This is a genomic window from Citrobacter sp. CK195 (assembly GCF_030333365.1).
In the GTDB taxonomy this organism is placed as follows: domain Bacteria; phylum Pseudomonadota; class Gammaproteobacteria; order Enterobacterales; family Enterobacteriaceae; genus Citrobacter_B; species Citrobacter_B koseri.
This window is the reverse complement of sequence record NZ_JAOWGB010000022.1, coordinates 437,714-463,720: the sequence shown is the minus strand read 5'-3', so window position 1 is coordinate 463,720 and position 26,007 is coordinate 437,714. Positions and strand designations below refer to the sequence as shown.

Annotated in this window: 26 protein-coding genes, 1 other RNA gene, 1 pseudogene and 1 other annotated feature; of the genes and pseudogenes, 16 read left to right on the top strand and 12 right to left on the bottom strand. The window is 53.4% G+C overall.

The window, feature by feature from the left end; genetic code table 11:
- Positions 1-166 precede the first annotated feature (166 nt).
- Positions 167-736 (top strand): YbaY family lipoprotein, encoded by a 570-nt coding sequence (locus tag OGX93_RS07130; protein ID WP_012133527.1) that lies wholly within the window; start codon positions 167-169, stop codon positions 734-736.
- Between the two features lie 35 nt (positions 737-771).
- On the opposite strand, the pseudogene OGX93_RS07125 reads toward OGX93_RS07130, so the two are convergent.
- Positions 772-1,161 (bottom strand): annotated as a pseudogene (locus OGX93_RS07125) (MGMT family protein).
- Positions 1,162-1,245: 84 nt separating this feature from the next.
- Here OGX93_RS07125 and ffs point away from each other — a divergent pair.
- From ffs to OGX93_RS07110, 3 genes are all read left to right on the top strand, one after another.
- Positions 1,246-1,342, top strand: an RNA gene (gene ffs / locus OGX93_RS07120) — signal recognition particle sRNA small type.
- 193 nt (positions 1,343-1,535) lie between these two features.
- Positions 1,536-1,787, top strand: coding sequence for a hypothetical protein (locus OGX93_RS07115; RefSeq protein WP_012133525.1), 252 nt, complete (start codon positions 1,536-1,538; stop codon positions 1,785-1,787).
- Positions 1,784-1,999 (top strand): hypothetical protein, encoded by a 216-nt coding sequence (locus OGX93_RS07110; RefSeq protein WP_012133524.1) that lies wholly within the window; start codon positions 1,784-1,786, stop codon positions 1,997-1,999. Before OGX93_RS07115 ends, OGX93_RS07110 begins: the two co-directional genes overlap by 4 nt.
- Positions 2,000-2,019: 20 nt before the next feature.
- Here OGX93_RS07110 and yczR read toward each other — a convergent pair whose 3' ends face one another.
- Positions 2,020-3,447 (bottom strand): MocR-like transcription factor YczR, encoded by a 1,428-nt coding sequence (yczR, locus tag OGX93_RS07105; RefSeq protein WP_104868984.1) that lies wholly within the window; start codon positions 3,445-3,447, stop codon positions 2,020-2,022.
- Positions 3,448-3,533: 86 nt separating this feature from the next.
- Here yczR and yczE point away from each other — a divergent pair, with 86 nt between their 5' ends.
- The gene (yczE, locus tag OGX93_RS07100) at positions 3,534-4,148 is read left to right on the top strand and encodes a membrane protein YczE (RefSeq protein WP_101743908.1); all 615 of its coding nucleotides are present in this window, start codon (positions 3,534-3,536) and stop codon (positions 4,146-4,148) included.
- Between the two features lie 79 nt (positions 4,149-4,227).
- Positions 4,228-4,581 (top strand): DUF1428 domain-containing protein, encoded by a 354-nt coding sequence (locus OGX93_RS07095; protein ID WP_012133521.1) that lies wholly within the window; start codon positions 4,228-4,230, stop codon positions 4,579-4,581.
- 39 nt (positions 4,582-4,620) lie between these two features.
- On the opposite strand, the gene pdeB is transcribed toward OGX93_RS07095, so the two are convergent.
- Positions 4,621-6,171: a cyclic di-3',5'-guanosine monophosphate phosphodiesterase PdeB gene (pdeB, locus tag OGX93_RS07090; RefSeq protein ID WP_058668708.1), complete on the bottom strand. Its 1,551-nt coding sequence runs from the start codon at positions 6,169-6,171 to the stop codon at positions 4,621-4,623.
- A 225-nt stretch (positions 6,172-6,396) separates the two neighbouring features.
- On the opposite strand from pdeB, the gene OGX93_RS07085 reads away from it, so the two are divergent.
- Positions 6,397-6,657 carry a type B 50S ribosomal protein L31 gene (locus tag OGX93_RS07085; RefSeq protein ID WP_012133519.1) on the top strand — a complete coding sequence of 87 codons (261 nt, stop codon included), beginning with the start codon at positions 6,397-6,399 and terminating at the stop codon, positions 6,655-6,657.
- A 1-nt stretch (position 6,658) separates the two neighbouring features.
- Positions 6,659-6,799 (top strand): type B 50S ribosomal protein L36, encoded by a 141-nt coding sequence (ykgO, locus tag OGX93_RS07080; protein ID WP_003859006.1) that lies wholly within the window; start codon positions 6,659-6,661, stop codon positions 6,797-6,799.
- 77 nt (positions 6,800-6,876) lie between these two features.
- Here ykgO and OGX93_RS07075 read toward each other — a convergent pair whose 3' ends face one another.
- The 6 genes from OGX93_RS07075 to acrA form a co-directional block, all read right to left on the bottom strand.
- Positions 6,877-7,347, bottom strand: a complete 471-nt coding sequence (locus tag OGX93_RS07075; RefSeq protein ID WP_115615350.1) for a YlaC family protein — start codon at positions 7,345-7,347, stop codon at positions 6,877-6,879.
- A 113-nt stretch (positions 7,348-7,460) separates the two neighbouring features.
- On the bottom strand, positions 7,461-8,012 hold the full coding sequence (maa, locus tag OGX93_RS07070) for a maltose O-acetyltransferase (RefSeq protein WP_049009805.1): 552 nt from the start codon (positions 8,010-8,012) through the stop codon (positions 7,461-7,463).
- A gap of 183 nt (positions 8,013-8,195) precedes the next feature.
- Positions 8,196-8,414 (bottom strand): hemolysin expression-modulating protein Hha, encoded by a 219-nt coding sequence (gene hha, locus OGX93_RS07065; protein WP_002892050.1) that lies wholly within the window; start codon positions 8,412-8,414, stop codon positions 8,196-8,198.
- 27 nt (positions 8,415-8,441) lie between these two features.
- A complete protein-coding gene (tomB, locus tag OGX93_RS07060; RefSeq protein WP_012133514.1) occupies positions 8,442-8,816 on the bottom strand; it encodes an Hha toxicity modulator TomB in 375 nt (124 codons plus the stop codon).
- 501 nt (positions 8,817-9,317) lie between these two features.
- The gene (acrB, locus tag OGX93_RS07055) at positions 9,318-12,464 is read right to left on the bottom strand and encodes an efflux RND transporter permease AcrB (protein ID WP_012133513.1); all 3,147 of its coding nucleotides are present in this window, start codon (positions 12,462-12,464) and stop codon (positions 9,318-9,320) included.
- A gap of 22 nt (positions 12,465-12,486) precedes the next feature.
- Positions 12,487-13,680, bottom strand: a complete 1,194-nt coding sequence (gene acrA, locus OGX93_RS07050) for a multidrug efflux RND transporter periplasmic adaptor subunit AcrA (protein WP_047458420.1) — start codon at positions 13,678-13,680, stop codon at positions 12,487-12,489.
- 141 nt (positions 13,681-13,821) lie between these two features.
- On the opposite strand from acrA, the gene acrR reads away from it, so the two are divergent.
- Both acrR and mscK read left to right on the top strand, forming a co-directional pair.
- A complete protein-coding gene (acrR, locus tag OGX93_RS07045) occupies positions 13,822-14,475 on the top strand; it encodes a multidrug efflux transporter transcriptional repressor AcrR (RefSeq protein WP_230011807.1) in 654 nt (217 codons plus the stop codon).
- A gap of 119 nt (positions 14,476-14,594) precedes the next feature.
- The gene (gene mscK, locus OGX93_RS07040; RefSeq protein WP_230011802.1) at positions 14,595-17,957 is read left to right on the top strand and encodes a mechanosensitive channel MscK; all 3,363 of its coding nucleotides are present in this window, start codon (positions 14,595-14,597) and stop codon (positions 17,955-17,957) included.
- 36 nt (positions 17,958-17,993) lie between these two features.
- Here mscK and OGX93_RS07035 read toward each other — a convergent pair whose 3' ends face one another.
- From OGX93_RS07035 to priC, 3 genes are all read right to left on the bottom strand, one after another.
- On the bottom strand, positions 17,994-18,929 hold the full coding sequence (locus tag OGX93_RS07035; protein WP_286449413.1) for an Rpn family recombination-promoting nuclease/putative transposase: 936 nt from the start codon (positions 18,927-18,929) through the stop codon (positions 17,994-17,996).
- A gap of 69 nt (positions 18,930-18,998) precedes the next feature.
- Positions 18,999-19,166: a pleiotropic regulatory protein RsmS gene (rsmS, locus tag OGX93_RS07030; protein WP_012133507.1), complete on the bottom strand. Its 168-nt coding sequence runs from the start codon at positions 19,164-19,166 to the stop codon at positions 18,999-19,001.
- Positions 19,167-19,180: 14 nt separating this feature from the next.
- Positions 19,181-19,708, bottom strand: a complete 528-nt coding sequence (gene priC, locus OGX93_RS07025; RefSeq protein ID WP_286449414.1) for a primosomal replication protein N'' — start codon at positions 19,706-19,708, stop codon at positions 19,181-19,183.
- A gap of 69 nt (positions 19,709-19,777) precedes the next feature.
- Between priC and OGX93_RS07020 the strand changes: the two genes are divergently transcribed.
- From OGX93_RS07020 to htpG, 6 genes are all read left to right on the top strand, one after another.
- Complete coding sequence (locus tag OGX93_RS07020; protein ID WP_012133505.1) at positions 19,778-20,155, top strand: DUF454 family protein; 378 nt, start codon at positions 19,778-19,780, stop codon at positions 20,153-20,155.
- Positions 20,156-20,305: 150 nt separating this feature from the next.
- On the top strand, positions 20,306-20,857 hold the full coding sequence (gene apt / locus OGX93_RS07015) for an adenine phosphoribosyltransferase (protein ID WP_012133504.1): 552 nt from the start codon (positions 20,306-20,308) through the stop codon (positions 20,855-20,857).
- Between the two features lie 189 nt (positions 20,858-21,046).
- Positions 21,047-22,972 carry a DNA polymerase III subunit gamma/tau gene (gene dnaX, locus OGX93_RS07010; protein ID WP_047458402.1) on the top strand — a complete coding sequence of 642 codons (1,926 nt, stop codon included), beginning with the start codon at positions 21,047-21,049 and terminating at the stop codon, positions 22,970-22,972.
- Positions 22,305-22,369, top strand: a sequence feature (DnaX frameshifting element). (Overlaps the previous gene by 65 nt.)
- A 45-nt stretch (positions 22,973-23,017) precedes the next feature.
- Positions 23,018-23,347 carry a YbaB/EbfC family nucleoid-associated protein gene (locus tag OGX93_RS07005; RefSeq protein ID WP_001515903.1) on the top strand — a complete coding sequence of 110 codons (330 nt, stop codon included), beginning with the start codon at positions 23,018-23,020 and terminating at the stop codon, positions 23,345-23,347.
- Positions 23,347-23,952: a recombination mediator RecR gene (recR, locus tag OGX93_RS07000; protein WP_012133502.1), complete on the top strand. Its 606-nt coding sequence runs from the start codon at positions 23,347-23,349 to the stop codon at positions 23,950-23,952. The genes OGX93_RS07005 and recR overlap by 1 nt, the downstream gene beginning before the upstream one ends.
- A 109-nt stretch (positions 23,953-24,061) precedes the next feature.
- The gene (gene htpG / locus OGX93_RS06995) at positions 24,062-25,936 is read left to right on the top strand and encodes a molecular chaperone HtpG (protein WP_012133501.1); all 1,875 of its coding nucleotides are present in this window, start codon (positions 24,062-24,064) and stop codon (positions 25,934-25,936) included.
- Positions 25,937-26,007: the final 71 nt, after the last annotated feature.

Below are 26,007 nucleotides of genomic sequence, written 5' to 3'. Positions count from 1 at the left end.
ACGCAATTTTGAAAGTGGTCCGATGGGTGCAATAGTCTGAATTACGGACTAATTCCAGGCAAAAATAAGTGAGATATGCCACACTTAGTCACGTTATGTCTTTGTTAACCACTCTTCCGGCGGGTAAAACACCTCCCGCTGATGCATTGATGATAAGGAGAATTTAATGAAACTCGTGCACATGGTAAGTGGTTTAGCGGTTGCGGTTGCTCTGGCAGCCTGCGCAGACAGAAGCGCAGATATCCAGACGCCTGCGCCTGACCCAAATACTTCTGGCGTGGCTACACAGTCAACGATTCAGCAACCTAATGTCTCCGGTACCGTCTGGATCCGTCAGAAAGTGGCTCTGCCACCGGATGCCGTACTGACTGTGACGCTGTCTGATGCCTCACTGGCGGATGCGCCGTCGAAAGTGCTGTCGCAGAAAGCGGTGCGCACCGAGGGGAAACAGTCGCCATTTAGCTTTGTACTGCCGTTTAACCCGGCTGACATCCAGCCAAATGCGCGGATTCTGTTGAGCGCCGCCGTGACGATTAATGACAAACTGGTCTTTATCACCGATACCGTACAGCCAGTCATTAATCAGGGCGGCACGAAAGCGGATCTGACGCTGGTGCCGGTTCAGCAAACGGCAGTGCCTGTTCAGGCCAGCGGCGGCGCAGCGACAACCGTACCGTCAACGTCACCGACGCAGGTGAACCCGTCTTCCGCCGTACCGGCGCCGACACAGTACTAAGCTCTCACAGGACAACCCTCTCCGGCCGGAGAGGGTTAATAAATCCAGCGATATCGTTGCATATCGATTTGCCCACTCCCCGAGACCACCACGCCTTCTGACAGTAACGCCTGACGTTGGCGTTGCAGGTCTGGCCCGGTCAGGGAGATGGCGCCATGACGATTCACGACCCGATGCCAGGGGAGGGTGCTGCCTTCCGGCAATCGTTTTAATACGCCGCCGACCTGACGCGCGGCACGAGGTGAACCGGCGAGGCGGGCGACGTCGCCATAAGTCGTGACAAACCCTTCGGGGATTGAGGCCACGATTTGCCAGACGCGTTGGGGGAAAGTGTCTTGTCTGTCCATCATTCATTCCTGCGATAATCTTCCAGCATAATCGTGAACCGCCGGGGAGTGAAGCCTCATTGCGCAAGAAAACAGCATCCGATGTTGGATGGGTTGCATTTACAGGGGCCAGCAGTGATAATGCGCCTGCGCGTTGGTTAACAACGCTCTCAATGGGGGCTCTGTTGGTTCTCCCGCAACGCTACTCTGTTTACCAGGTCAGGTCCGGAAGGAAGCAGCCAGAGCAGATGACGTGTGTGCCGGGATGTAGCTGGCAGGGCCCCCACCCAATTCTGCCGTCCGGCAACCTCTTCATTTTCCTCCTCTTGTCATATTAACGTCATTATTTTGTCATCAAATGCTGGCAGAGTGTTATCGGGACGTTATTAATCAGTTTGTGCCCTGATATTCACGCGGTGACGATAGCTGTGTCGCACACGACGTGTTTTGCCTGTTTACAAGGACTCTTTACGATGGCTACTGCTGTACTAAATGTCAAAATCGATGAGACGTTAAAAGAGAAGCTTCGCCATTATGCCGAAGCAAATAATGAGAACTTAAGTATCACCACAGAAAAACTGCTGCTGATTGCATTTGAGGCCGCAGAAGAGGCGGGAGTCTCGGCGAGTGATATCGACAGTCAGCATACGGAAGAATCCGTAGATGAGCCGCTTACTCCTAAAGAAATCAAAGCATTACGCAGATTACTCAAGAAGAAAAAATGAAACAACAACTCTCAATCGCCAGTAATTATGGCGAAGCCTGCGAATTACTGCGTTCCGGCTATGTGAAGCATGTTCGTCTTAACTGGAATGTTGGTAGTGATGAATTCTTTCGTATTGCCTCCGACTGGTGCGATGCCGGGGCAAAAATAAAGAAAGACGGCGAGAACTTCATTATTTCCCTGAAAGGTTTCCCCGTCCCACGCCAGCAATAAAACGACGATGACAGGCCATATTAGATAATTTTGCGTATTTTCCCTGCGCTGTTTTGTGAGCGCAGGTTGTCCCATATCGGCTGTAATGTCTGAAAAGCCGATCGCAGTGTTTCATCCGGCAGGGTGAACGGCATACGTAAGAAACGATCAAACGCACCCGCGAGACCAAAACGCGTACCGGTGCCCAGTTGAATTCCTTCGCTTTCGGCGCGCGTTGCAAAGAGCGTGGCCAGCGTGTCGGGTAACTCCACCCAAAAAGAGAGCCCGCCCTGCGGCTGCCTGAAGCGCCATTCAGGAAAATGCGCGTGCATCAGTTCACAACACAGGTCGCGTCGTTGGGACAGCAACTGCCGTCTGTCAGGAAGAAAGCTGGCGGCATTATCAAGCAGCCAGCCGGTCGCTAACTGCTCCAGTACCGGCGATCCTAAATCAAACGTATCCCGGGTTTGTACCAGCGCGGCGATTGTCCGTGATGAGGCGCGAACCCACCCCAGACGTAACCCGCCCCAGAAACTTTTTCCTGCCGATCCCAGCATAATAATCGGCGCGTCGGCATTGTAATGCGCGAGTGGGGGCGGCGGCGGGGCGTTGTACCACAAATTAACCATCGTCTCGTCCACAACCAGCGTGGTATGCGTTCTGGCAGCAATATCCGCGACCGCTTGCCGCGTGGCGGCATCCATACAGCGCCCGGTGGGATTATGGAAATCCGGCATCAGATAAGCCATTCTCGGCGCGGTTTGCGCAATGGTCGCCATCAGACCGGCGGTGTCCCAACCCTGTTCGGGCAATGAGACGCCAACGGGGCGACAGGAGGCTCCCTGAATCGCGGCGATTGCGAGCGGGTAGGTCGGGTGATCCACCACCACGCGATCGCCCGGGCCCGTCAGGAGTCGCAGGAGCAGCGCCAGCCCGCTCACGGCGCCATTGACCACCATGATTTCATCAGGGCGGGTTGGCAAGCCGCGCTCGCAATAGTGCCGGGCGATAGATTCACGTAAAGAGAGCAGGCCTTGCGGCAGATACCCGGAACTCAGCAGATGCTGCGGCATTGCGCAAAGCGCCTGCTGGTAAGCCTGGTGAATTTCAGGGCCTGCGCTGAGCGCGGCGGTAGAGAGATCCAATGCCATATTGGCTCCACCGCGCGTGGGCACAGGGTGAATGGCATCCGGTAAGATCACCCGCGAGCCGCTACCCTGACGGCTTTCCAGATAACCTTCTTCCCGAAGTTGCGCCATTGCGCTGGCGACGGTGGTTCGGCTGATCTTCAATACGGCGGCCAGTTCGCGTTCGCCGGGCAGTCGGCTATCGAGCGCCAGTCGGCCATCAAGAATCAGCAGACGCAGGGCCTCCGCCAGCTGACGCCAGACAGGAGTACGTGAGGGAGTCTCCTGCCAGTGCCCAAGCAGGCGCTGAAGAGACTGGCTTCCATAGCGGCGTGATGACATAGCAGTCCACTTTTTTAAAACTGGACATTAATCATAGTGCCAATTGCGGTGAAGATGAAAGGTATCTGAACGGGGAGAATGGAAGAATGCTGCGTCGTCTGATTCAACTGTATACCGGTCTGGCTCTTTATGGCGTATCGACTGCAATGTTTGTGCGTGCGGACTTAGGGGCCGATCCGTGGAACGTTTTCCACCTTGGCGTGGCGAATTTGCTGTCAATGAACATTGGCATGGTGATTATCGCCGTTGGCGTGCTGGTGTTATTACTGTGGATTCCGCTGCGCCAACGACCGGGTCTTGGTACCATCAGCAACGTGATCGTTATTGGGCTGGCGGCGGATGTTGCGCTGGCCGTACTGCCCGCTTTTGAGTCGTTGCTGGTCCGCAGTGTTCTGTTGATCTCCGCTGTAGTGGTCAACGCGCTGGCGACCAGCATGTATATTGGGGCCGGTTTCGGCGCAGGCCCGCGAGATGGCCTGATGACCGGGATTCACGCGCGCACCGGTTGGTCGATACGCGCCATCCGTACGGCGATTGAAGTTTCGGTATTGCTGAGCGGCTGGTTGCTGGGGGGGACGCTGGGCGTCGGTACGGTATTGTATGCGCTGGCTATCGGGCCGCTGATTCAGATCTGCTTGCCGTGGTTTCGCTATCAGCCCCGGGCCCGCATTCGGGCTCGTCATTCGCCCACAGCAGAGTAACGCGATGGCGACTAGACTTAACAACGACTGACGCGGCCAGAATTGGCTTGCCGCGCAGTACGCTTCGGAGGTTTTTCTCATGAAGTATGTTGATGGTTTTGTGGTTGCCGTACCTGCTGAAAACAAGGAGGCGTATCGGGAAATGGCGGCAAAAGCGGCTCCTCTCTTTAAAGAGTTTGGGGCGTTACGCGTCGTTGAGTGTTGGGCTGATGATGTGCCGGACGGCAAATTGACCGACTTTCGCATGGCGGTAAAAGCGGAAGATCACGAAGAGGTGGTGTTTAGCTGGATTGAATACCCTTCGAAAGAGGTTCGCGACGCGGCGAATCAGAAAATGATGTCAGACCCACGAATGAAGGAGTTTGGCGATGCCATGCCTTTTGATGGCAAGCGCATGATTTACGGCGGATTCTCTCCCATTCTGGATGACTGAAGCGACAGGCTGTGCGGCGTGCCGCCAGCCGTCCCCATTCTAAATCCGTTTTTCCGCCCACAAAATAAATTCTGCGGCGGGCAGCGCTTTGCTGTAAAGCCATCCCTGACCATACTGCACGCCGTGCTGGCGTAACCAGTCCTCCTGATGCGTCGTTTCAATACCTTCCGCCACCATTTTCAGCTTCAGCGTTTTCGCCATTTCAATAATATGCGGCGTCACATTTTTGTAGGCCAGCGCATCAACAAAGGACTTGTCGATCTTCAGAATATCCACGTCCAGATTCTGTAAGTAGCAAAGACTGGAATAGCCAGTGCCAAAGTCATCAAGATAAATCGCGTGACCGGCTTTGCGGTATCTGGCAATGACTGGCGCGCTGGTTTTGGGATCGGCAAACTCACGCTCGGTCAACTCCAGCGCGATTTGCGACGGTGAAATCTGACTCCGGTTAAGCAACTGGCTGAGATGTACCGGAAGTTTCTCTGACGCAAGGGTCGTTGCCTCAATATTGATAGAAATGTGCTGCTCAGGGTGTTGTCGCAGCCATGTTCCCATCTCCTCAAAAACGGTCTCTAAAATCAGGTGGGTGAGCGGTTCGGAAAGCCCCGTTTGTTCTGCGAGGGGAATAAACATTTCCGGCGAAAGGTAGCTGCCGTCGGTTTGCGGCCAGCGAGCCAGCGCTTCCGCGCCTGCTATCTTCCCGCTACTCAGCGAAATAATCGGCTGATAATGCACCTTAATATCACGGTTATGGATGGCGTCCAGTAAACGGTGGCGTGGTGATTGTAAGCGGCGAAGAATGCGCAGAATAAACGCCGCCGCCAGCAGGCTCGCCATCATCCCCAGCGGTAGCCAGGTAAAAGCCTGGCGATACCAGTTCTTTTGTAGCGGCAGCGTGGAGGCCCAGGTCACGATGGCGATGTTCATTTCGGGAGAGCGCTGAATCGTGTAGACACTGTTGCGATCTTCCCGGTATTGACCGGGCGACTGCTGCAATTGTCGAATAATGTCGGGATCGAGCCGATTGCTACTGGCGGCCACGATGTTATTTGCTTCGCCAATAATAGCGGCATCAATATGCCATGAACTAAATGGGATCACATCAATGAAGGAGGCGGGGTCCATCATGACCACATAGTGTCCTTTACCCACAGCGACCATAAAGCGCTTGAGCCCTAAATCATTTTGCGAGGTAAGCCATATGCGGTAGCCGTCCTGGGTGATCTTTTCCGGTTTGGGGAAAACGAAGGGGGCGCTTTTTTGCTCCAGCGATGAGCAAACAGGCATATTTTGGTCGAGGTATAGCACTTCCTGAATGTAGCGCAGACTGTAAGATATTCGGCGCATTGTCAGTAAATGCGCATTACTACAAGGCGTACCGCGAAAGGCGTTTAGCTGGCCTAACGCCAGTTTGCTCTGGGAGGCAACTTTGTCAGCGCGTAAGGCTACGCGTGATGAATAGACGTTAAGTTCCTCAATAAATTTCTTTTCAACCTGGCGATGAGCGAGCCAGAGGCTTAATCCCACAGGGGCAAGGACAGACAGAATGAGCACCCCTGTGACCAGGCTGACCAAATGTCGTGTTGTCACGGTGATATCCTTATTGATGCAGCATATGGCGAGTATATCTGAACGTAAAAAAGCCCTTCGTTTAATCACGTTATTCTAACTGCTTTTGCTCTTTCTGGCTCAATAAGGGCTTGTTTCGACTTAAAACGTACAATGTTGAAGGATAACCACATCATCATGAGGGTTGAAAAGCGGCAATTTGCGGCGTATTTTATTGTTACGTTATAACATAATATTGAGGCTGTCATGAAACCGAATATCCATCCTGCCTATCGCACCGTGGTGTTCCACGATACCAGTGCGAATGAATACTTTAAGGTGGGGTCAACGATCAAAACCGAGCGTGAGATTGAGCTTGAGGGCGTGACCTATCCGTATGTCACCATTGAGGTGTCTTCTAAATCACACCCTTATTACACCGGAAAACAAAAAACCTTTGATAACGAAGGCAGCGCAGCACGTTTCCAGAAACGTTTCGGAAATTTTATTGGCGCTAAGCGAGGATAAGATGCAGGTACTGAATTCATTGCGTAGCGCAAAGCAGCGGCACCCGGACTGCCAGATAGTTAAACGCAAAGGGCGTTTATATGTGATCTGCAAATCCAATCCACGTTTTAAAGCGGTGCAGGGTCGTAAAAAAAGACGTTAATGATTTGCCAACATTGCAGGGACTACAGTGCGTGCCAGGGACGGTACGCACTTTTTACATCTGCAACAGTGAGAAAACTAGCGGCTTGCCTCTGTGCGAGTGAGCGTGAAAACATCGTAGAAAGAGAGTTCGCCTTTACGCGTTATCATCTTCTGTAATTGTGCTTTCTGGTCGCTGCCAACATGCGGTGACTGAAGAATAGCGTGGATCAGCGCAGGGGGAACGAAGCGCGTGTTATACCATTCTCCGTTATAGCAAACCCTGAAATCCAGCACGTCGATATCCTCGTAGCGATAACGCGGGGCGACATCAAAAAAGAAAAAACCATTCAACAGGACGAATAATACGACCAGCAGCCACACTGAATCCACCAGCGTGTCTGATTGCAGCATGACGGCCAGCGTGGCAAACCAGGCGATATACATGCCAATAAACAGCCCCGGATGTTTGCGAATAAAACTAATACTGAAACGCGGTCTGTTGTCGCGTTTCTCGCGAGCATTGAGATCGTCAATCGTTTCCGTCAGCAGGCGCTGTATTTCTGTCATCATTTGCCTTTGTGATTTCTGTAACATTCAGGGAACAGCCCATTTTAGAAGGGCGAACTTCATGAAAAAAGTAACAGATTAACCACAATTTATCATAACAGTTACAATTCGCTTTACAGCGTTTTAATGATTCGCGCGGGATTTCCACCGACCACAACGTTGGCCGGAACGCTTTTGGTCACGACGGCGCCTGATGCGATAACGGCGTTATCGCCAATGGTGACGCCAGGGTTAATCACGGCGCGACCGCCGATCCAGACATTATTCCCGATGGTTACAGGTTTACCCAGTTCCCTACCGCTATTGCGTTCTGTGGCATCCAGCGGGTGCGTCGCCGTATAGATATGCACGCCAGGCGCGAGCATACAATTGTCGCCGATATGAATCGGGCAGACATCCAGCATCACACAGTCGAAGTTAGCGTAAAATGCTTTGCCGAGGTAAATATTGTAACCGTAATCACAGCGGAAGGAGGGCTCAATATACGCACCGTCGCTCTGGCCTAGCAGGTCGCTCAGAATAGCCTGTCGCGCATTCTTCTCGTCCGGTGCGGAGTGGTTGTATCGATGAAGTAACTGGCGCGCCCGCAGGCGGTCGTTGCGCAATGTCTCATCGGCCGGGCAATATAACTCACCGGCAATCATCTTCTGCTTTTCTTCGCTCATTATGCACTCTTCTGTTTGTGGATTAACTGCCGCAGTACAGTAAAGCGCAACGCCTTTTAAGGGAACGTTCCCGTTACCTTGATGTGATCTAAATCACGAGACGTAAAATAGGAATTAACGGTAAATACAGGGAAACCCTCGGTCAGGCAGAACGAACGTATTCTCCATAGCGTTATGCAAAAATTAGCGAATGAATTTCCACACGGAGGTGGGAATCTTGTCGTAGAGCTTATTCATCGTCAATTCTGCAAGACGGTGATCCGCTGCTGAGTAAAATACAGCCAATTCATTGTCAGACAATTCATATTTATTTTTCTCTATTACACGTTCCAGCGTGTCTATTGTCTGGCAGCGTCGTAAACGCATCAAATAATCTGTTTTCGTTAATGGTTTATCGGACATAAATCTTACCTATGATTGTAATAATTTTTAACATGACAAGCTAACAGGATTCGCCCTGGTGGCATTGACGAAGCAGCGAAACAGGCGGTTTCCTGATTTTCGCCATTTTTGCAGATCCTGCGCATTAATGCCGTAACTGCTGAACAACATAAAGGTGTCATCCAGATATTCATCTATCTGTGCAATCAGCTTATTGTCCTCATTATACTTAATTTTATAATTAAGTGCGAAGGTTGCAATATGCTCTATCAGTTCATTGAGCTGAAGATTGATTGCCGAAGTAGGGTCATTAACCCAACCGTGGTTGCTTTCTTCAAGGTTTGCAAGACAGTCATGATACAGGGTTTCACAGAGAAATTTAAGCTGTGCGATATCATGTCTTTTGGGTGAGTACTCATCCATAACGCATCCCCTTCTTAGTGGCTTGAACTAACCGAACACCTTTCGGGATGGATACAACTAACTGACCTGGAACTTGCGCTCTTCTCCTGATGTTTTAACTATAATCCACTCTAAAAAAGATTTCATCGTCCTATTACGAAAAATTACAATTAGGTAAAAGTATGTTGCCCCAACGCAATTTTACATTTTAACCGTAAAAGACGATGCCTGAAATGAGGCGATCTTTTTATTGTTTTTGCAATCATTGAGTTATCGTCATTTGTGCTAACAACGATTGTTAAGAAGGCTGTTACACTCACGATATACCAGGAATAATCTTAATGATTTCTTAATTAACGGAAAAAATAAGAAATGACCAGACTCTCTAAGAATAGCCTTTAGCACGCTGGGGATTATATGTCTTATTTATTCTACGGTGAATAAACAAACTAACAATAAGCGCTTTTTATGATTTTTATCCAGAAAAAAGGCCGCTTGCGCGGCCTTTTCACAGGAGATGAATCAATGATGCTCTACCGAATGGCTGTGCTCAATGTCTTCGCTCTTGCGGCTAAAGCGGCGGCGTACCACCACAAAGAAGACCGGAACGAAGAAGATAGCCAGAACCGTTGCGGTGACCATCCCGCCCATTACACCGGTGCCCACAGCGTTCTGCGCGCCGGAACCTGCGCCAGAGCTGATAACCAGCGGCATAACACCGAGGATAAACGCCAGAGACGTCATCAGGATCGGGCGTAAACGCATACGTACCGCTTCCAGCGTTGCTTCTATCAGACCTTTGCCTTCTTTATCCATTAAGTCTTTGGCGAATTCGACGATAAGTATCGCGTTCTTCGCCGACAACCCAATGGTTGTGAGCAGGCCCACCTGGAAGTAAACGTCGTTGGTCAGGCCACGGAAGGTTGCCGCCAGCAGCGCGCCGATAACCCCGAGCGGCACCACCAGCATAACGGAGAACGGAATAGACCAGCTCTCATACAGCGCCGCCAGACACAGGAAGACCACGATCAGTGAAATGGCGTACAGGGCAGGCGCCTGGTTGCCGGACAGTCGTTCCTGATAAGACATCCCGGTCCAGTCATAGCCGATGCCGGATGGCAGTTTGCTTGCCAGCTCTTCCATCATCGCCATTGCTTCACCGGTACTCTTACCTGGTGCCGCCTGGCCGAGGATTTCCATTGAAGGCAGACCGTTATAGCGTTCCAGACGCGGTGAACCGTATTCCCAGCGCGAGGAGGAGAAGGCCGAGAACGGCACCATCTGACCATCGCTACCGCGCACATACCAGTTTCCGATATCTTCCGGCAACATACGGTATTTCGCTTCAGACATGACGTAAACTTTCTTCACACGACCACGGTCGATGAAGTCGTTCACATAGCTGCCGCCCCATGCTGCGCCCAGCGTCGTGTTAATATCGCTAATGGAAACACCCAGCGCCTGCGCTTTTTCCTGATCGATATCGACCTTGAACTGCGGCGTATCTTCCAGACCGTTCGGACGAACGCCGACCAGCAGATCCGGGTGTTTTGCCACTTCGCCAAACAGCTGGTTACGCGCCTGCGTCAGTTTTTCATGGCCGAGGCCGCCCTGGTCAATCAACTGGAAGTCGAAGCCCGTTGCCGTACCCAGTTCGACAATCGCTGGCAGGTTAAAGGCGAACACCATCGCATCTTTAATCTGGGAGAATGCGCCCATCGCGCGACCGGTGATCGCATCGACTTTATTCTCATCCCCCGGACGGTCGGCCCAGTCTTTCAACGAGACGAACGCGATACCGGTGTTCTGACCACGACCAGCAAAACCAAAGCCGTTAACCGCAAAGACGGATTCAACGTTATCTTTCTCTTTGGTGAGATAATAGTCGGTCATCTCATCGAGAACTTTCTGCGTACGCTCCTGGGTTGCGCCCGCTGGCAACTGCGCCATGCTCAGGAAGACCCCCTGGTCCTCGTCCGGCAAGAAGGAGCTTGGCAGACGAACGAACAGGTAAGCCATGCCGACAACGATGATCAGATAGAGCAGCAGATAACGACCGGTGCTGCGCAGGATGTTGCCTACGCTGTCGGTGTAGTGGTGCGTGCTCTTCTCGAACATGTTGTTGAACCAGCCAAAGAAACCTTTGGTTGACCCGTGGCTGCCTTTGGCAACCGGCTTAAGCATGGTGGCGCACAGGGCTGGCGTCAGGATCAGTGCCACCAGCACTGACAGCGCCATTGCGGACACAATGGTGATGGAGAACTGACGATAAATAGCCCCTGTAGACCCGCCGAAGAAGGCCATCGGGATAAATACCGCTGACAGCACCATCGCGATACCCACCAGCGCGCCCTGAATCTGGCCCATTGATTTTCGCGTGGCTTCTTTCGGCGGCAATCCTTCTTCGGACATTACACGCTCAACGTTCTCTACCACCACGATGGCGTCATCCACCAACAGGCCGATGGCGAGCACCATCCCGAACATTGTTAGCGTGTTTATCGAGAAACCGAACGCCGAAAGCACGGCGAATGTCCCTAACAGCACCACCGGCACCGCGATTGTCGGAATCAACGTCGCACGGAAGTTTTGCAGGAACAGGTACATGACCAGGAACACGAGGATGATGGCTTCTACCAGCGTTTTCACCACTTCGTGAATGGAGATCGTCACGAACGGGGTGGTGTCATACGGGTAAACGATCTTCATCCCTGACGGGAAGAACGGTTCCATCTTCTTCAGTTCTGCACGGATGGCGTTTGCGGTATCCAGCGCGTTCGCACCGGTCGCCAGCTTGATCCCCAGACCAGACGCAGGCTGTCCGTTGAACTTCGCAATGATGTCGTAGTTCTCACCGCCCAGTTCAATTCTTGCTACATCGCGCAGGCGAACCTGGGAGCCGTCCTGGTTCACTTTCAGCAGAATTTTACCGAACTCTTCCGTAGAGGTCAGACGCGTTTGTGCGATGATGGAGGCGTTCAGTTGCTGGCCTTTCACCGGCGGCGTACCGCCAAGCTGACCGGCCGCAACCTGGGCGTTCTGCGCTTTGATCGCGTTAATCACATCCACTGGCGTGAGCTGGAAGTTGTTCAGCTTCGTTGGGTCCATCCAGATACGCATCGCGTACTGTGAACCAAACAGCTGCACGTCACCCACACCTGACGTACGGCTGATGGCGTCTTTCATGTTCGCCGCAACGTAGTCAGAGATATCCTCTTGGGTCATGGTGCCGTCGGTGTTAATGACGCCCACAACCATCAGGAAGCTGCTGGATGATTTCTCAACGCTCACACCCTGCTGTTGAACCTCCTGAGGAAGCAGCGGCATGGCCAGTTGCAGTTTGTTCTGCACCTGAACCTGCGCGATATCTGCATCCGTACCGGATTCGAAGGTCAGGGTGATCTGCACGGTACCCGTGGAGTCACTGTTTGAGGACATGTACATCAGGTTATCGATACCGTTCATGTTCTGTTCGATAACCTGCGTCACCGTGTCCTGCACGGTTTTCGCATCAGCGCCAGGGTAAGTCGCGGAGATCGTCACTGCGGGCGGCGCAATCGTTGGATATTGCGCTACCGGCAGTTTGAGGATCGCGAGGCCCCCTGCCAACATGATGATAATGGCGATCACCCACGCAAATATAGGGCGATCGATAAAGAAATTAGGCATGTCTTAACGGCTCCTGTTTAAGTTAAGACTTAGACTGTTCAGACGGGTTAGCGCTTGCGGCTTGCTGTTCATTATCCGCGGTGACTTCCTGCGCTTTAACCTGCGCGCCAGGACGCACTTTTTGCAGCCCGGTAACAATCACGCGATCGCCCGACTTGAGTCCATCAGTGACTAACCACTTATCGCCAATCGCCTGGTTTGCGACGATCTGACGGGTTTCCACTTTGTCATCGGCGCCGACAACCAACGCACTGGCATCACCGCGTGGCGTACGGGTAACGCCCTGCTGGGGAACCAGCAATGCATCAGGATTGGTGCCTTCTTCCAGACGTGCGCGAACAAACATACCAGGCAGTAAGGTATGGTCCGGGTTAGGGAAGATTGCGCGTAACGTAATAGAACCGGTGGTTTGGTCAACGGTGACGTCAGAAAACTCAAGCGTACCGGATTGCGGATAGGTAATGCCGTCGCTGGTGACCAGCTCGACTTTCGCTTTGCCGTTCTCTTGCTTCAGTTTGCCGCTCGCCAGCTCCTGTTTCAGGCGCAGGAAGTCGTTGCTTGACTGCGTTACATCCACATAGATCGGGTCGAGTTGCTGTACTGTCGCGAGGGCGGTAGCCTGGCCGTTTTGTACCAGCGCGCCTTCCGTTACGGATGATTTACCGATACGGCCGTTAATCGGGGAGGTCACTTTGGTATACGCCAGATTAATGCGTGCGGTTTCAACGGCCGCTTTTGCCGCCACAACGGACGCATTCGCCTGTTGCGCATCTGCCAGCGCGCTATCGTAGTCTTGTTGGCTGATGTATTTCGTACCCAACAGTTTCTGATAACGTTTAACCGTTAACTGAGCGATATTTGCAGCCGCCTGCGCTTTAGCGAGATCGCCTTTGGCGCTTTCGTAAGCCGCCTGGTAAGTCGCAGGATCAATCTGATAGAGAGACACACCCGCTTCAATGTCGCCGCCTTCCGTAAAGTTACGTTTCAGGATAATTCCGCTTACCTGAGGACGAACTTCCGCAATACGGTATGCATTGGTGCGACCCGGGAGTTCAGTAGTGATCTGTAGAGGTTCAGTTTTGAGCGTCACAACCCCAACTTCTGGCATCTGCTGACCACCTTGTTGGGCCTGTTTGTCGTCACATCCTGTTAGCGCTAAGCTGCCTGAGAGCATCAGAACGACCGCCAGAGGCGTAAACCCTCTGTTTTTGTTCATATGTAAACCTCGAGTGTCCGATTTCAAATTGATCAATGGTCAAAAGTCCACAAACCCATTGCTGCGTTTATATTATCGTCGTGCTATGGTACATACATCCACAAATGTATGTAAATCTAACGCCTGTAAATTCACCGACATATGGCACGAAAAACCAAACAACAAGCACAGGAAACTCGGCAACACATCCTGGATGTAGCTCTGCGTTTGTTCTCGCGACAAGGGGTATCATCCACTTCGCTCGCGGAGATTGCAAAAGCCGCTGGCGTCACACGCGGTGCAATCTATTGGCACTTCAAAAACAAGTCGGATTTATTCAGTGAAATCTGGGAGCTATCAGAATCCAATATTGGTGAGCTTGAGATTGAGTATCAGGCAAAATTCCCCGACGATCCACTATCAGTATTAAGAGAAATTTTAGTCCATCTTCTTGAAGCAACCGTGACGGAAGAGCGCCGACGTTTATTGATGGAAATTATATTCCACAAATGCGAATTCGTGGGTGAAATGGCGGTAGTGCAACAGGCGCAGCGAAGCATCTGCGTGGAAAGCTATGATCGCATTGAACAAACGCTAACACATTGTATTAAAGCAAAAATGCTCCCGGGAAACCTGATGACGCGTCGTGCGGCAATATTAATGCGCGGCTATATTTCCGGCATCATGGAAAACTGGCTCTTTGCGCCGCAATCCTTTGATCTGAAAAAAGAAGCGCGAGATTACGTCGCCATCTTGTTGGAAATGTATCTGCTTTGCCCGACGCTGAGAGCGGCGCCTGCCCTCGAAAACCCCTGATATCATTCCAGGAATTATCCTGGACATTTTCCGTTCCGCTATTCTGTCCGTCACCGCCGTGATATTCTTGCGGCTTGACTATTTCCGGTCATTCTTCCGGTTCAGAAACCTTCACTCCCATGACTATGTTGCAGCTCCATAAACGTTCATCGCATCTTGTTTTTATCTCAATCATTTTCTTTGTGTTATTGCTGTGCGGTCAGTCGTTGGCGTTTGCCCGTGCGCAAACGAATGGCGATCTGCCGTCGAAAGCAGACGTGCAAAGCCAGTTGGATGCGCTGGGTAAACAGAAAGACCTCTCGGCGCTGGATAAACTGGTTCAGCAGGATCTCATCGATACGCTCGCCACGCTTGATAAAATCGATCGGGTAAAAGAGGAGACCACGCAATTACGTCAGAAAGTCGCGCAGGCGCCGGAAAAAATGCGTCAGGCGACGGACGCGCTGAATGCCCTCAGCGATGTGGATAATGACGACGAAACGCGAAAAACGTTGAGCACGCTTTCGCTGCGCCAGCTGGAACTTCGGGTTGCGCAGGTGCTGGATGATTTGCAGAACTCGCAAAACGATCTGGCGACTTACAATAGTCAGCTGGTTTCGCTCCAGACGCAGCCTGAGCGTGTGCAAAACGCGATGTATACCGCGTCGCAGCAAATGCAGCAAATCCGTAATCGACTGGACGGCACCAGTGTCGGGGACGGCGCATTGCGCCCGAGTCAACAGGCTCTGCTACAGGCGCAACAGGCGTTGCTTAACGCGCAAATCGATCAGCAGCGCAAAAGTCTGGAAGGCAATACAGTTTTGCAGGATACCCTGCAAAAGCAGCGCGATTACGTTACGGCGAACACCAATCGACTGGAACACCAGCTCCAGCTTTTGCAGGAAGCGGTCAACAGCAAACGTCTGACGCTAACCGAGAAGACGGCGCAGGAGGCGATCTCGCCGGATGAAACGGCGCGTATTCAGGCTAACCCTCTTGTGAAGCAGGAGCTGGATGTCAATCATCAACTGAGCCAGCGCCTGATCACGGCAACCGAAAACGGCAACGCGCTCATGCAGCAGAACATCAAAGTCAAAAACTGGCTTGATCGCGCGCTGCAATCAGAGCGCAATATCAAAGAGCAGATTGCGGTGCTGAGAGGCAGTTTGCTGTTGTCGCGTATCTTGTATCAGCAGCAGCAAACGCTGCCGTCGGCAGATGAACTTGTCGATATGACCAACCGGATTGCGGATTTGCGTCTGGAGCAGTTTGAAGTTAACCAGCAGCGTGACGCTTTGTTCCAGAACGATGCCTTTGTGGCCAAACTGGAAGAAGGGCACACTGACGAGGTTAATGACGAAGTGCATGATGCGCTGCTGCAAGTGGTTGATATGCGCAGGGAATTGCTGGATCAGTTGAATAAGCAACTGGGCAATCAGCTGATGATGGCCATTAACCTGCAAATCAATCAACAGCAGCTGATGAGCGTCTCGAAAAACCTTAAAGAGATCCTGACTCAGCAAATCTTTTGGGTTAACAGTAACCGCCCGATGGACTGGGACTGGATTAAAGCCTTCCCGCAAACGCTGAAAGATCAGTTCAGGTCGATGAAAATTACGGTGAACTGGGAAAAGGCCTGGCCTGCGGTATTCATCGCATTCCTCGCGGGGCTGCCTTTGCTGCTGATCGCCGGGGTGATTCGCTGGCGACTGAAATGGCTTAAAGCGTACCAGGAGAAGCTGGCGGCCGCGGTGGGATCATTGCGTAACGACAGCCAGCTCAATACGCCGAAAGCGATTTTCATCGATCTGATTCGCGCCTTGCCGGTTTGTCTGATAATCCTTGCGGTGGGGCTGATCCTCCTCACCATGCAGTTGAATATTAGCGACCTGTTATGGGCGTTCAGTAAAAAGCTGGCGTTGTTCTGGCTGGTATTCGGTCTGTGCTGGAAGGTGCTGGAGAAAGAGGGCGTTGCCATTCGGCACTTCGGCATGCCGGCGAAATTGACCAGCCACTGGCGCCGCCAGATTGTGCGCATCAGTCTGGCGCTACTGCCGCTGCATTTCTGGTCGGTGGTCGCTGAACTTTCTCCGCTGCATCTGATGGACGATGTGCTGGGGCAGGTGGTGATTTTCCTCAACCTTCTGCTTATTACTCTGCTGGTGTGGCCAATGTGCCGCGATAGCTGGCGTGATAAGGAGTCGCATGGTTTACGTCTGATCACGATTACCGTGCTCTCCATCATTCCCGTCGCGTTGATGGTGTTGACCGCGACGGGCTATTTCTATACCACGCTACGCCTGTCCGGGCGCTGGATTGAAACCGTCTATCTGGTGATTATCTGGAACCTGCTGTATCAGACCGTGTTACGCGGCCTGAGCGTCGCGGCGCGTCGTATTGCCTGGCGCCGTGCGCTGGCGCGTCGCCAGAATCTGGTGAAAGAGGGGGCGGAAGGCGCGGAGCCGCAGGAAGAACCGACCATTGCGCTGGAACAGGTTAACCAGCAAACGCTGCGCATCACCATGCTGCTGATGATTGCCCTGTTCGGGGTGATGTTCTGGGCGATTTGGTCCGATCTGATCACCGTGTTCAGCTATCTCGACAGCATCACGCTCTGGCACTACAACGGCACGGAAGCGGGCGCCGCGGTGGTTAAAAACGTTACGATGGGTAGCCTGCTGTTTGCCATTATTGTGTCAATGGTGGCCTGGGCGCTGATCCGTAACTTACCTGGCCTGCTGGAAGTTCTGGTACTTTCCAGACTGAAAATGCGCCAGGGGGCTTCGTATGCGATCACCACGATCCTCAACTACATCATCATTGCCGTTGGCGCGATGACGGTATTCGGATCGCTTGGCGTATCGTGGGACAAACTACAGTGGCTGGCGGCGGCGTTATCGGTTGGTCTTGGTTTCGGCTTGCAGGAGATTTTCGGTAACTTCGTCTCTGGCATTATTATCCTGTTTGAACGCCCGGTACGCATTGGCGATACGGTGACTATCGGCACCTTCTCCGGGACGGTCAGCAAGATCCGTATTCGTGCGACCACCATTACCGACTTCGATCGTAAAGAGGTGATCATTCCGAACAAAGCCTTCGTGACCGAACGATTGATCAACTGGTCGCTGTCCGACACCACCACCCGGCTGGTGATCCGCCTTGGCGTCGCCTATGGCTCGGATCTGGACAAAGTGAAAAAAGTGCTGTTGCAGGCGGCGACGGAGCACCCGAAAGTGATGCGTGAGCCAGAACCTGCGGTGTTCTTTACCACGTTTGGCGCCAGTACGCTCGATCATGAACTGCGTCTGTACGTGCGTGAACTGCGCGATCGCAGCCATACAGTGGATGAGCTGAACCGGACCATCGATCGTTTGTGCCGTGAAAATAACATCGACATCGCTTTTAACCAGCTTGAAGTGCATCTGCGCAATGAGAAAGGTGACGAAGTGACGGAAGTTAAACGCGAAATCAAAGGCGACGATCCGACGCCATCGGTGGGCTAAGTTCTGTTCAGGGCGGCCAGGCCGCCCTGAGTGTCTCTAATGGGAGAGCGCAGACAGCTCTTCTGGCGAGAGTCCGGTTAGGTGGGTGATCAGATCGGGGGCCAGACCGCTGTCGAGCATTTTGAGAGCGATGCTGCGTGCTTCGGCCTGACGACCTTCTTCTAAGCCCTTCTGCCGTCCTTGCTGCATTCCTTTTTGCAGCCCGTCTGCTCTGCCTTTCTCTTCCAGCCATTCGGCAATGCTCATCAGTTGCTCCTTATACTGGGGGGCGCTGCTGGCCAGTTTGCGGATCAACGCGCCGGGGTTCGTGGTATTCCCAACCTGCAACATATAGTGTATCAGCACGCTGATTTGGCTACGGGTCAGGTGTTCCTGCGTTAATAGCGTGATTAATTGATCCTGTAATTCGGCCAGATCGCGTCGGCGTATATGCTTTTGCAGTAGCTCCAGCATCGCCATTCGCCGATGCCGCATGATCTGATTATCCGGCATTACGGTCAGGTCTACCAGCGCAAATTCATTGCTGTAAAGGCTATTGGCAAGCGCGGGCTCACAAAACATATTCTGCCAGTTCAGGCTGTAGGGCCACGGACTAATTGACCCGTGGTAGAACAGTAAGGGAACCACTAACGGCAGCGTGTCGTGCCCGGCATCAAGATGCCGCTGCATGGCGGCGATGGCATAACGCATCAGGCGAAACGCCATGAATTTATCGGGTTTGCTTTGATGCTCAATCAGCGCATAAACGTAGCCTGGTCCATGCGTAGTTTGCAGGGAGTAGAGGATGTCTGAATAGCTGGCCCGTAAGTTCTCTTCGACAAAACTTCCTGACTCCAGCGTCAGGGAATCCAGATTGCAGATGCGAAGAAAGGTGTCAGGTAAATGGATCTGTAAAAAATCCCGCGCGATCGCTTTTTGCGTCAGCAGTTGCCGAAATACCGCATCATGCGGCGTGGTTGAAAGTCGTTCCATGAACTGTCCGTCGTCATTGTGTCCCGATGCAGACTCTGACATTGACGGTGAGGACGCACCAGCTCCCTTTTAATCGCTTTGCGAGGCGTCTTCCGCGTTTTTTAGTTTGTTTTCATAATCACGCTTCACAATTTCCAGCGCGCGTAGCACGGTTTGCGCGGGCAGCTGATTCTCTTCAAGCAGGACGATCAGATCGACGGCCAGTTTGACGTCGTCCGGGGCATTCTCAAGCGACATATTTTCTCCAGTGGTTAACGGGTCAGGCGCGCCAGTACGCGCTCTATTTTTTCCAGCGCATGACGACAGCGCGCCAGACGGCCTTCAAACGCCTCGATTTCTCGGTGCAGCGCCTGCTGCTCGGTGAAGCCGGTGACCTGCGCCAGACGGGCTTTACGCTCCTCGGTCATTTCCAGCAGACGACGCTCAAACTCCTGATGCTTTACGCGTTTACGTTGCCAGCGCGCCAGCCCCGGGGAGGCGCTGTCCCACTCCCTGAGCGACCAGGTCGCGGTTTCTCGTGTTATCGCCTCAATCTGTGAAACCAGGCGTTCCGCCAGCCAGGCAATCTGCGGCAGCGTCTGTTGTTCAACCGCATGGCGCAACGCGTCAAGGTTGGTTCCGGCTTCATCCAGATACGCCTTCAATAGCGTACTGCGGGTGCGAAAAAGATGCCTGTCAAAGCGTGCGCTGAGCGTCGCATGCTGTGCCAGCGGCGCGCTCTGCTGGCGCAGACTGGCGAGCTGGTTTTCCAGCCTGTATAACAGCATGGTGGTTTTCAATGTAACACTCCGATGAAAATGATAACTGTTATGCTACAGTAGCAGCCTTGTGTGCTACGTACTGTCATTATGAAACGTACTATTTTAATCATCATTGGCTGGCTGGCGGTAGTGTTAGGGACGCTGGGCGTCGTGTTGCCGCTATTGCCTACTACGCCGTTTATTTTACTGGCGGCCTGGTGTTTTGCCCGTTCGTCGCCGCGCTTTCATGACTGGCTGCTTTACCGCTCCTGGTTTGGCGGCTATTTGCGTCACTGGCAAAAGCATCGCGCGATGCCGCCGGGGGCGAAACCACGCGCTATTGCGTTGATATTGATTACATTCGGTATCTCGCTTTGGCTGGTGCATATGATGTGGGTACGAATACTGCTGCTGGCGATCCTGGCCTGCCTGTTGATTTTTATGTGGCGGATACCGGTGATTGATGAAAAGCAACAAAAGCACTGAAGCGCAATAATCGCTGTTGCAATTGTCTTACGCAGCCAGTAAATTCGACCGTTTTCGAGCACAGGCGCAGACGGTTAAAGGTTAAACAATCGTTACTTTGACCCCCTTAATTCGCGCCGTGAGTAACACCGTAATAGCAGGCATATATCCATGACCGCGACTGCACAGCAGCTTGAGTTTCTCAAAAATAGCATTAAAAGCATTCACGATTACCCGAAACCGGGCATTCTTTTCCGTGATGTCACCAGCTTGCTGGAAGACCCGAAAGCCTATGCGCTCAGCATTGAATTGCTGGTTGAACGATACAAAAATGCAGGCATCACCAAAGTTGTCGGCACCGAAGCGCGTGGCTTCCTGTTTGGCGCGCCGGTCGCGCTGGGCCTGGGCGTCGGGTTTGTTCCGGTGCGTAAACCGCGCAAACTGCCGCGTGAAACGATCGCTGAAAGCTATGAGCTGGAGTACGGCACCGATCAGCTGGAAATCCACGTTGATGCCATCAAACCGGGCGATAAAGTGCTGGTGGTGGACGATCTCCTGGCGACTGGCGGCACAATCGAAGCGACTGTGAAGCTGATCCGTCGTCTGGGTGGGGAAGTGACCGATGCCGCTTTCATCATCAATCTGTTCGATCTGGGTGGTGAGCAGCGTCTGGCAAAACAGGGGATTACCTGTTATAGCCTGGTTCCCTTCCCGGGGCACTGATTCAGGCTATCTTATTCGCCACTCTGGTTCCGGCCAGCGCTCGACAAAACGCATTTGCGTTTTGAACGCCGCTTGCGGCGGCTCAAAAGGGTGAGCGTCGCGAATAAAGCCTCACAACCTCGCTGTATTTGCGAGGTTGTGTTAGCATTCCCCCCATGAATCCACCTTCCAGCGTTTCAGAGCCAGCCAATGAGTTATCAGGTCTTAGCCCGAAAATGGCGCCCACAAACCTTTGCTGACGTCGTCGGCCAGGAACATGTGCTGACCGCACTGGCGAACGGCTTGTCGTTAGGGCGTATTCATCACGCATATCTTTTTTCCGGCACCCGTGGCGTCGGTAAAACCTCCATCGCCCGTCTGCTGGCGAAGGGACTGAACTGTGAAACCGGTATCACCGCCACGCCGTGCGGCGTATGTGACAACTGCCGGGAAATCGAGCAGGGGCGTTTTGTCGATCTGATTGAGATCGACGCCGCGTCGCGCACCAAAGTGGAAGATACCCGCGACCTGCTGGACAACGTCCAGTACGCGCCCGCGCGCGGCCGCTTTAAGGTCTATCTGATCGACGAAGTGCATATGCTCTCGCGGCACAGTTTCAACGCGTTGCTTAAAACGCTCGAAGAACCGCCCGCGCACGTCAAATTCCTGCTGGCGACCACCGATCCGCAGAAGCTGCCGGTGACGATTTTGTCGCGCTGTCTGCAATTCCATCTCAAGGCGCTGGATGTCGAACAAATTCGCCATCAGCTTGAGCATATCCTTAACGAAGAACATATCGCGCATGAGCCGCGCGCGCTGCAACTGCTCTCCCGCGCAGCGGACGGCAGCCTGCGCGATGCGCTAAGCCTGACCGACCAGGCGATCGCCAGCGGTGACGGGCAGGTCTCCACCCAGGCGGTGAGCGCGATGCTCGGTACGCTGGATGATGACCAGGCGCTTTCGCTGGTCGAGGCGGTGGTTGCCGCCAATGGCGAGCGCGTGATGTCGCTGGTGAATGATGCCGCCGCGCGCGGTATTGAGTGGGAAGCGCTGCTGGTCGAAATGCTGGGGCTGTTGCACCGCATTGCGATGGTGCAGCTGTCGCCTGCCGCGCTGGGTAACGATATGGCGGCGATTGAGCAGCGCATGCGTGAACTGGCGCGAACCGTGCCGCCAGCGGACATACAGCTCTATTACCAGACGCTGTTGATTGGGCGCAAAGAGTTGCCCTATGCCCCGGACAGACGGATGGGCGTTGAAATGACGCTATTACGCGCGCTGGCATTCCACCCACGTATGCCGCTGCCGGAACCGGAAAGACCGCAGCAATCTTTTGCGCCGGTCGCGCCAACGGCGGTGATGACGCCGACGCAGGTGCCTTCGCAACAATCCGCTCCGGTACGCCAGGAGGTGCCGTTGCCAGATGCCACCAGCCAGGTGCTGGCGGCGCGCAACCAGCTTCAGCGTGCTCAGGGAGCAACCAAAACAAAAAAGAGTGAACCGGCAGCCGCTTCCCGCGCGCGGCCGGTAAATAACGCTGCGCTGGAAAGATTAGCCTCTGTCTCTGAACGCGTTCAGGCGCGTCCGGCGCCGTCTGCGCTGGAACAGACGCCGACGAAGAAAGAAGCCTACCGCTGGAAGGCGACCAATCCGGTGGTGGAAGTAAAAGAGGTTGTGGCCACGCCGAAAGCGCTGAAAAAGGCGCTGGAGCATGAAAAAACACCGGAACTGGCGACCAAACTGGCCGCGGAAGCGACTGAACGCGATCCGTGGGCGGCACAAATTAGCCAGCTCTCCCTGCCGAAGCTGGTGGAACAGGTGGCGTTAAACGCCTGGAAAGAGGAGAACGGCAATACCATTTGCCTGCATCTGCGCTCCACGCAGCGACACCTTAACTCCACTGGCGCGCAGCAAAAGCTGGCGGAAGCATTGAGCGCCCTGACGGGAACGACGGTTGAACTGACCATCGTTGAAGATGATAATCCGGCGGTGCGAACGCCGCTGGAGTGGCGTCAGGCGATTTATGAAGAGAAACTTGCGCAGGCGCGTGAGTCGATTATTGCGGATAACAACATTCAGACGCTGCGTCGATTCTTTGACGCGGATCTGGATGAAGAGAGTATTCGCCCCATTTGATCGTAAGCCCGGCTTGCGATTGTAAACCATCAAGAGAGAGAGCTTATGTTTGGAAAAGGCGGTCTGGGCAACCTGATGAAGCAAGCCCAGCAGATGCAAGAAAAAATGCAGCAGATGCAGGAAGAAATCGCCAAACTGGAAGTCACCGGCGAGTCTGGCGCAGGTCTGGTGAAAGTGACCATTAACGGTGCGCACAACTGCCGTCGCGTGGAAATCGACCCAAGCCTGCTGGAAGACGACAAAGAGATGCTGGAAGATCTGGTCGCTGCGGCGTTCAACGATGCGGCGCGTCGCATTGAAGAGACCCAGAAAGAGAAGATGGCGTCTGTCTCCTCCGGTATGCAACTGCCGCCTGGCTTTAAGATGCCGTTCTGATGCAAACCAGCCCGCTGTTAACTCAGCTTATGGAAGCACTGCGCTGTCTGCCGGGCGTTGGCCCGAAGTCAGCGCAGCGCATGGCGTTTACGCTGCTTCAGCGTGACCGCAGCGGCGGGATGCGTCTTGCGCAAGCGCTCACCCGGGCGATGTCGGAAATCGGCCACTGTGCCGATTGCCGCACCTTCACTGAGCAGGACGTGTGCAATATCTGTTCGAATCCGCGTCGTCAGGAAAACGGTCAAATCTGCGTGGTGGAGAGTCCGGCGGACATCTACGCCATTGAGCAGACCGGGCAATTCTCTGGCCGCTACTTCGTACTGATGGGGCATCTGTCGCCGCTCGACGGCATCGGGCCGGACGATATCGGTCTCGATCGTCTGGAGCAGCGTCTGGCGTCAGAACAGCTCAGCGAAGTGATCCTCGCGACCAACCCGACGGTCGAAGGGGAGGCTACCGCGAACTATATTGCCGAACTTTGTGCGCAATATGGCGTTGAAGCCAGCCGTATCGCCCACGGCGTACCGGTGGGCGGCGAACTGGAAATGGTCGACGGCACCACGCTGTCCCACTCGCTTGCCGGGCGTCATAAGATTCGTTTTTAATCAAACGGGAGAACATTCGCGTTCTCCCGCTTGAAAACTCATTTCCCGTCCCCATCTCTCCCTCAACGCATTTTGACCTTGTAAATGGCATTGTTGAGGTATTTATCCAATGAAAGGACAAGAAACTCGTGGTTTTCAGTCAGAAGTAAAACAGCTTCTGCACCTGATGATCCATTCTCTGTACTCCAATAAAGAAATTTTCCTGCGTGAGCTTATCTCTAACGCCTCAGATGCGGCGGACAAGCTGCGTTTTCGCGCGCTGTCGAACCCGGATCTGTATGAAGGCGACGGCGAGCTGCGCGTGCGTGTCTCCTTCGATAAAGATAAGCGTACGCTGACCATCGCCGATAATGGCGTGGGGATGAACCGTGATGACGTTATCGATCATCTGGGGACCATTGCGAAATCCGGCACTAAATCTTTCCTCGAATCAATGGGTTCCGATCAGGCGAAAGACAGCCAGTTGATCGGCCAGTTCGGGGTCGGCTTCTACTCTGCGTTTATCGTCGCGGATAAAGTGACCGTGCGTACCCGCGCGGCGGGCGATAAGCCGGAAAACGGCGTGTTCTGGGAATCGGCGGGCGAAGGTGAGTACACCGTCGCGGATATCACTAAAGACGATCGCGGTACGGAAATCACCCTGCACCTGCGTGAAGGCGAAGACGAGTTCCTTGATGACTGGCGCGTACGCTCCATCATCAGTAAATATTCCGACCATATCGCACTGCCGGTAGAGATTGAAAAACAGGAAGAAAAAGACGGTGAAACGATCGTCTCCTGGGAGAAAATCAATAAGGCGCAGGCGCTGTGGACGCGTAATAAGTCAGAAATCAAAGACGACGAGTACAACGAGTTCTACAAGCACATTGCTCACGACTTCACCGACCCGCTGACCTGGAGCCACAACCGCGTGGAAGGTAAGCAGGAGTACACCAGCCTGCTGTACATCCCGTCTCAGGCGCCGTGGGATATGTGGAACCGCGATCACAAACATGGGCTGAAACTGTACGTACAGCGCGTCTTTATCATGGACGACGCCGAGCAGTTTATGCCGAACTATCTGCGCTTCGTGCGTGGTCTGATTGATTCCAACGATCTGCCGCTGAACGTTTCCCGCGAAATTCTTCAGGACAGCACCGTTACCCGCAACCTGCGCAGCGCGTTGACCAAACGTGTTCTGCAAATGCTGGAAAAACTGGCGAAAGACGATGCGGAAAAATACCAGACCTTCTGGAAACAGTTTGGTCTGGTGCTGAAAGAAGGCCCGGCGGAAGATCATGCCAACCAGGAAGCCATCGCGAAACTGATGCGCTTTGCTTCAACGCATACGGACTCTTCCGCACAAACCGTCTCTCTGGAAGATTATATCTCCCGCATGAAAGAAGGGCAGGAGAAGATCTACTACATCACGGCAGACAGCTACGCGGCGGCGAAGAGCAGCCCGCACCTGGAGCTGCTGCGTAAGAAAGGCATCGAAGTGCTGCTGCTTTCCGATCGCATTGATGAGTGGATGATGAATTACCTGACCGAGTTCGACGGTAAGGCGTTCCAGTCCGTATCTAAAGTTGACGAATCGCTGGAAAAACTGGCGGATGAAGTCGATGAAAGCGCAAAAGAAGCGGAAAAAGCGCTGACGCCGTTCGTTGAGCGCGTGAAAACCCTGCTGGGCGATCGTGTGAAAGAGGTGCGTCTGACGCATCGTCTGACCGATACTCCGGCCATTGTCACCACCGACGCTGACGAGATGAGTACCCAGATGGCGAAGCTGTTTGCCGCTGCTGGTCAGGCCGTGCCGGAAGTGAAATACATCTTTGAACTCAACCCGGATCACGTACTGGTGAAACGCACGGCGGATACCCAGGACGAAGCGCAGTTTAACGAGTGGGTAGAGCTGCTGTTGGATCAGGCGCTGTTTGCCGAACGCGGTACGCTGGAAGATCCGAACCAGTTTATCCGTCGTATGAACCAGTTGCTGGTGTCTTAATCGGCACCGCGTCATGCCGGATGGCGCTAATGCTTATCCGGCCTACGAGCAGGTTGCTTATGTAGGCCCGA

Excerpts from the sequence above, each read along its gene's own strand:
- OGX93_RS07130 (WP_012133527.1), top strand. The coding sequence starts at position 167 with ATGAAACTCGTGCACATGGTAAGTGGTTTAGCGGTTGCGGTTGCTCTG.
- OGX93_RS07115 (WP_012133525.1), top strand. The coding sequence starts at position 1,536 with ATGGCTACTGCTGTACTAAATGTCAAAATCGATGAGACGTTAAAAGAG.
- OGX93_RS07110 (WP_012133524.1), top strand. The coding sequence starts at position 1,784 with ATGAAACAACAACTCTCAATCGCCAGTAATTATGGCGAAGCCTGCGAA.
- yczR (WP_104868984.1), bottom strand. The coding sequence starts at position 3,447 with ATGTCATCACGCCGCTATGGAAGCCAGTCTCTTCAGCGCCTGCTTGGG.
- yczE (WP_101743908.1), top strand. The coding sequence starts at position 3,534 with ATGCTGCGTCGTCTGATTCAACTGTATACCGGTCTGGCTCTTTATGGC.
- OGX93_RS07095 (WP_012133521.1), top strand. The coding sequence starts at position 4,228 with ATGAAGTATGTTGATGGTTTTGTGGTTGCCGTACCTGCTGAAAACAAG.
- OGX93_RS07085 (WP_012133519.1), top strand. The coding sequence starts at position 6,397 with ATGAAACCGAATATCCATCCTGCCTATCGCACCGTGGTGTTCCACGAT.
- ykgO (WP_003859006.1), top strand. The coding sequence starts at position 6,659 with ATGCAGGTACTGAATTCATTGCGTAGCGCAAAGCAGCGGCACCCGGAC.
- OGX93_RS07075 (WP_115615350.1), bottom strand. The coding sequence starts at position 7,347 with ATGACAGAAATACAGCGCCTGCTGACGGAAACGATTGACGATCTCAAT.
- maa (WP_049009805.1), bottom strand. The coding sequence starts at position 8,012 with ATGAGCGAAGAAAAGCAGAAGATGATTGCCGGTGAGTTATATTGCCCG.
- hha (WP_002892050.1), bottom strand. The coding sequence starts at position 8,414 with ATGTCCGATAAACCATTAACGAAAACAGATTATTTGATGCGTTTACGA.
- tomB (WP_012133514.1), bottom strand. The coding sequence starts at position 8,816 with ATGGATGAGTACTCACCCAAAAGACATGATATCGCACAGCTTAAATTT.
- acrB (WP_012133513.1), bottom strand. The coding sequence starts at position 12,464 with ATGCCTAATTTCTTTATCGATCGCCCTATATTTGCGTGGGTGATCGCC.
- acrA (WP_047458420.1), bottom strand. The coding sequence starts at position 13,680 with ATGAACAAAAACAGAGGGTTTACGCCTCTGGCGGTCGTTCTGATGCTC.
- acrR (WP_230011807.1), top strand. The coding sequence starts at position 13,822 with ATGGCACGAAAAACCAAACAACAAGCACAGGAAACTCGGCAACACATC.
- mscK (WP_230011802.1), top strand. The coding sequence starts at position 14,595 with ATGACTATGTTGCAGCTCCATAAACGTTCATCGCATCTTGTTTTTATC.
- OGX93_RS07035 (WP_286449413.1), bottom strand. The coding sequence starts at position 18,929 with ATGGAACGACTTTCAACCACGCCGCATGATGCGGTATTTCGGCAACTG.
- rsmS (WP_012133507.1), bottom strand. The coding sequence starts at position 19,166 with ATGTCGCTTGAGAATGCCCCGGACGACGTCAAACTGGCCGTCGATCTG.
- OGX93_RS07020 (WP_012133505.1), top strand. The coding sequence starts at position 19,778 with ATGAAACGTACTATTTTAATCATCATTGGCTGGCTGGCGGTAGTGTTA.
- apt (WP_012133504.1), top strand. The coding sequence starts at position 20,306 with ATGACCGCGACTGCACAGCAGCTTGAGTTTCTCAAAAATAGCATTAAA.
- dnaX (WP_047458402.1), top strand. The coding sequence starts at position 21,047 with ATGAGTTATCAGGTCTTAGCCCGAAAATGGCGCCCACAAACCTTTGCT.
- OGX93_RS07005 (WP_001515903.1), top strand. The coding sequence starts at position 23,018 with ATGTTTGGAAAAGGCGGTCTGGGCAACCTGATGAAGCAAGCCCAGCAG.
- recR (WP_012133502.1), top strand. The coding sequence starts at position 23,347 with ATGCAAACCAGCCCGCTGTTAACTCAGCTTATGGAAGCACTGCGCTGT.
- htpG (WP_012133501.1), top strand. The coding sequence starts at position 24,062 with ATGAAAGGACAAGAAACTCGTGGTTTTCAGTCAGAAGTAAAACAGCTT.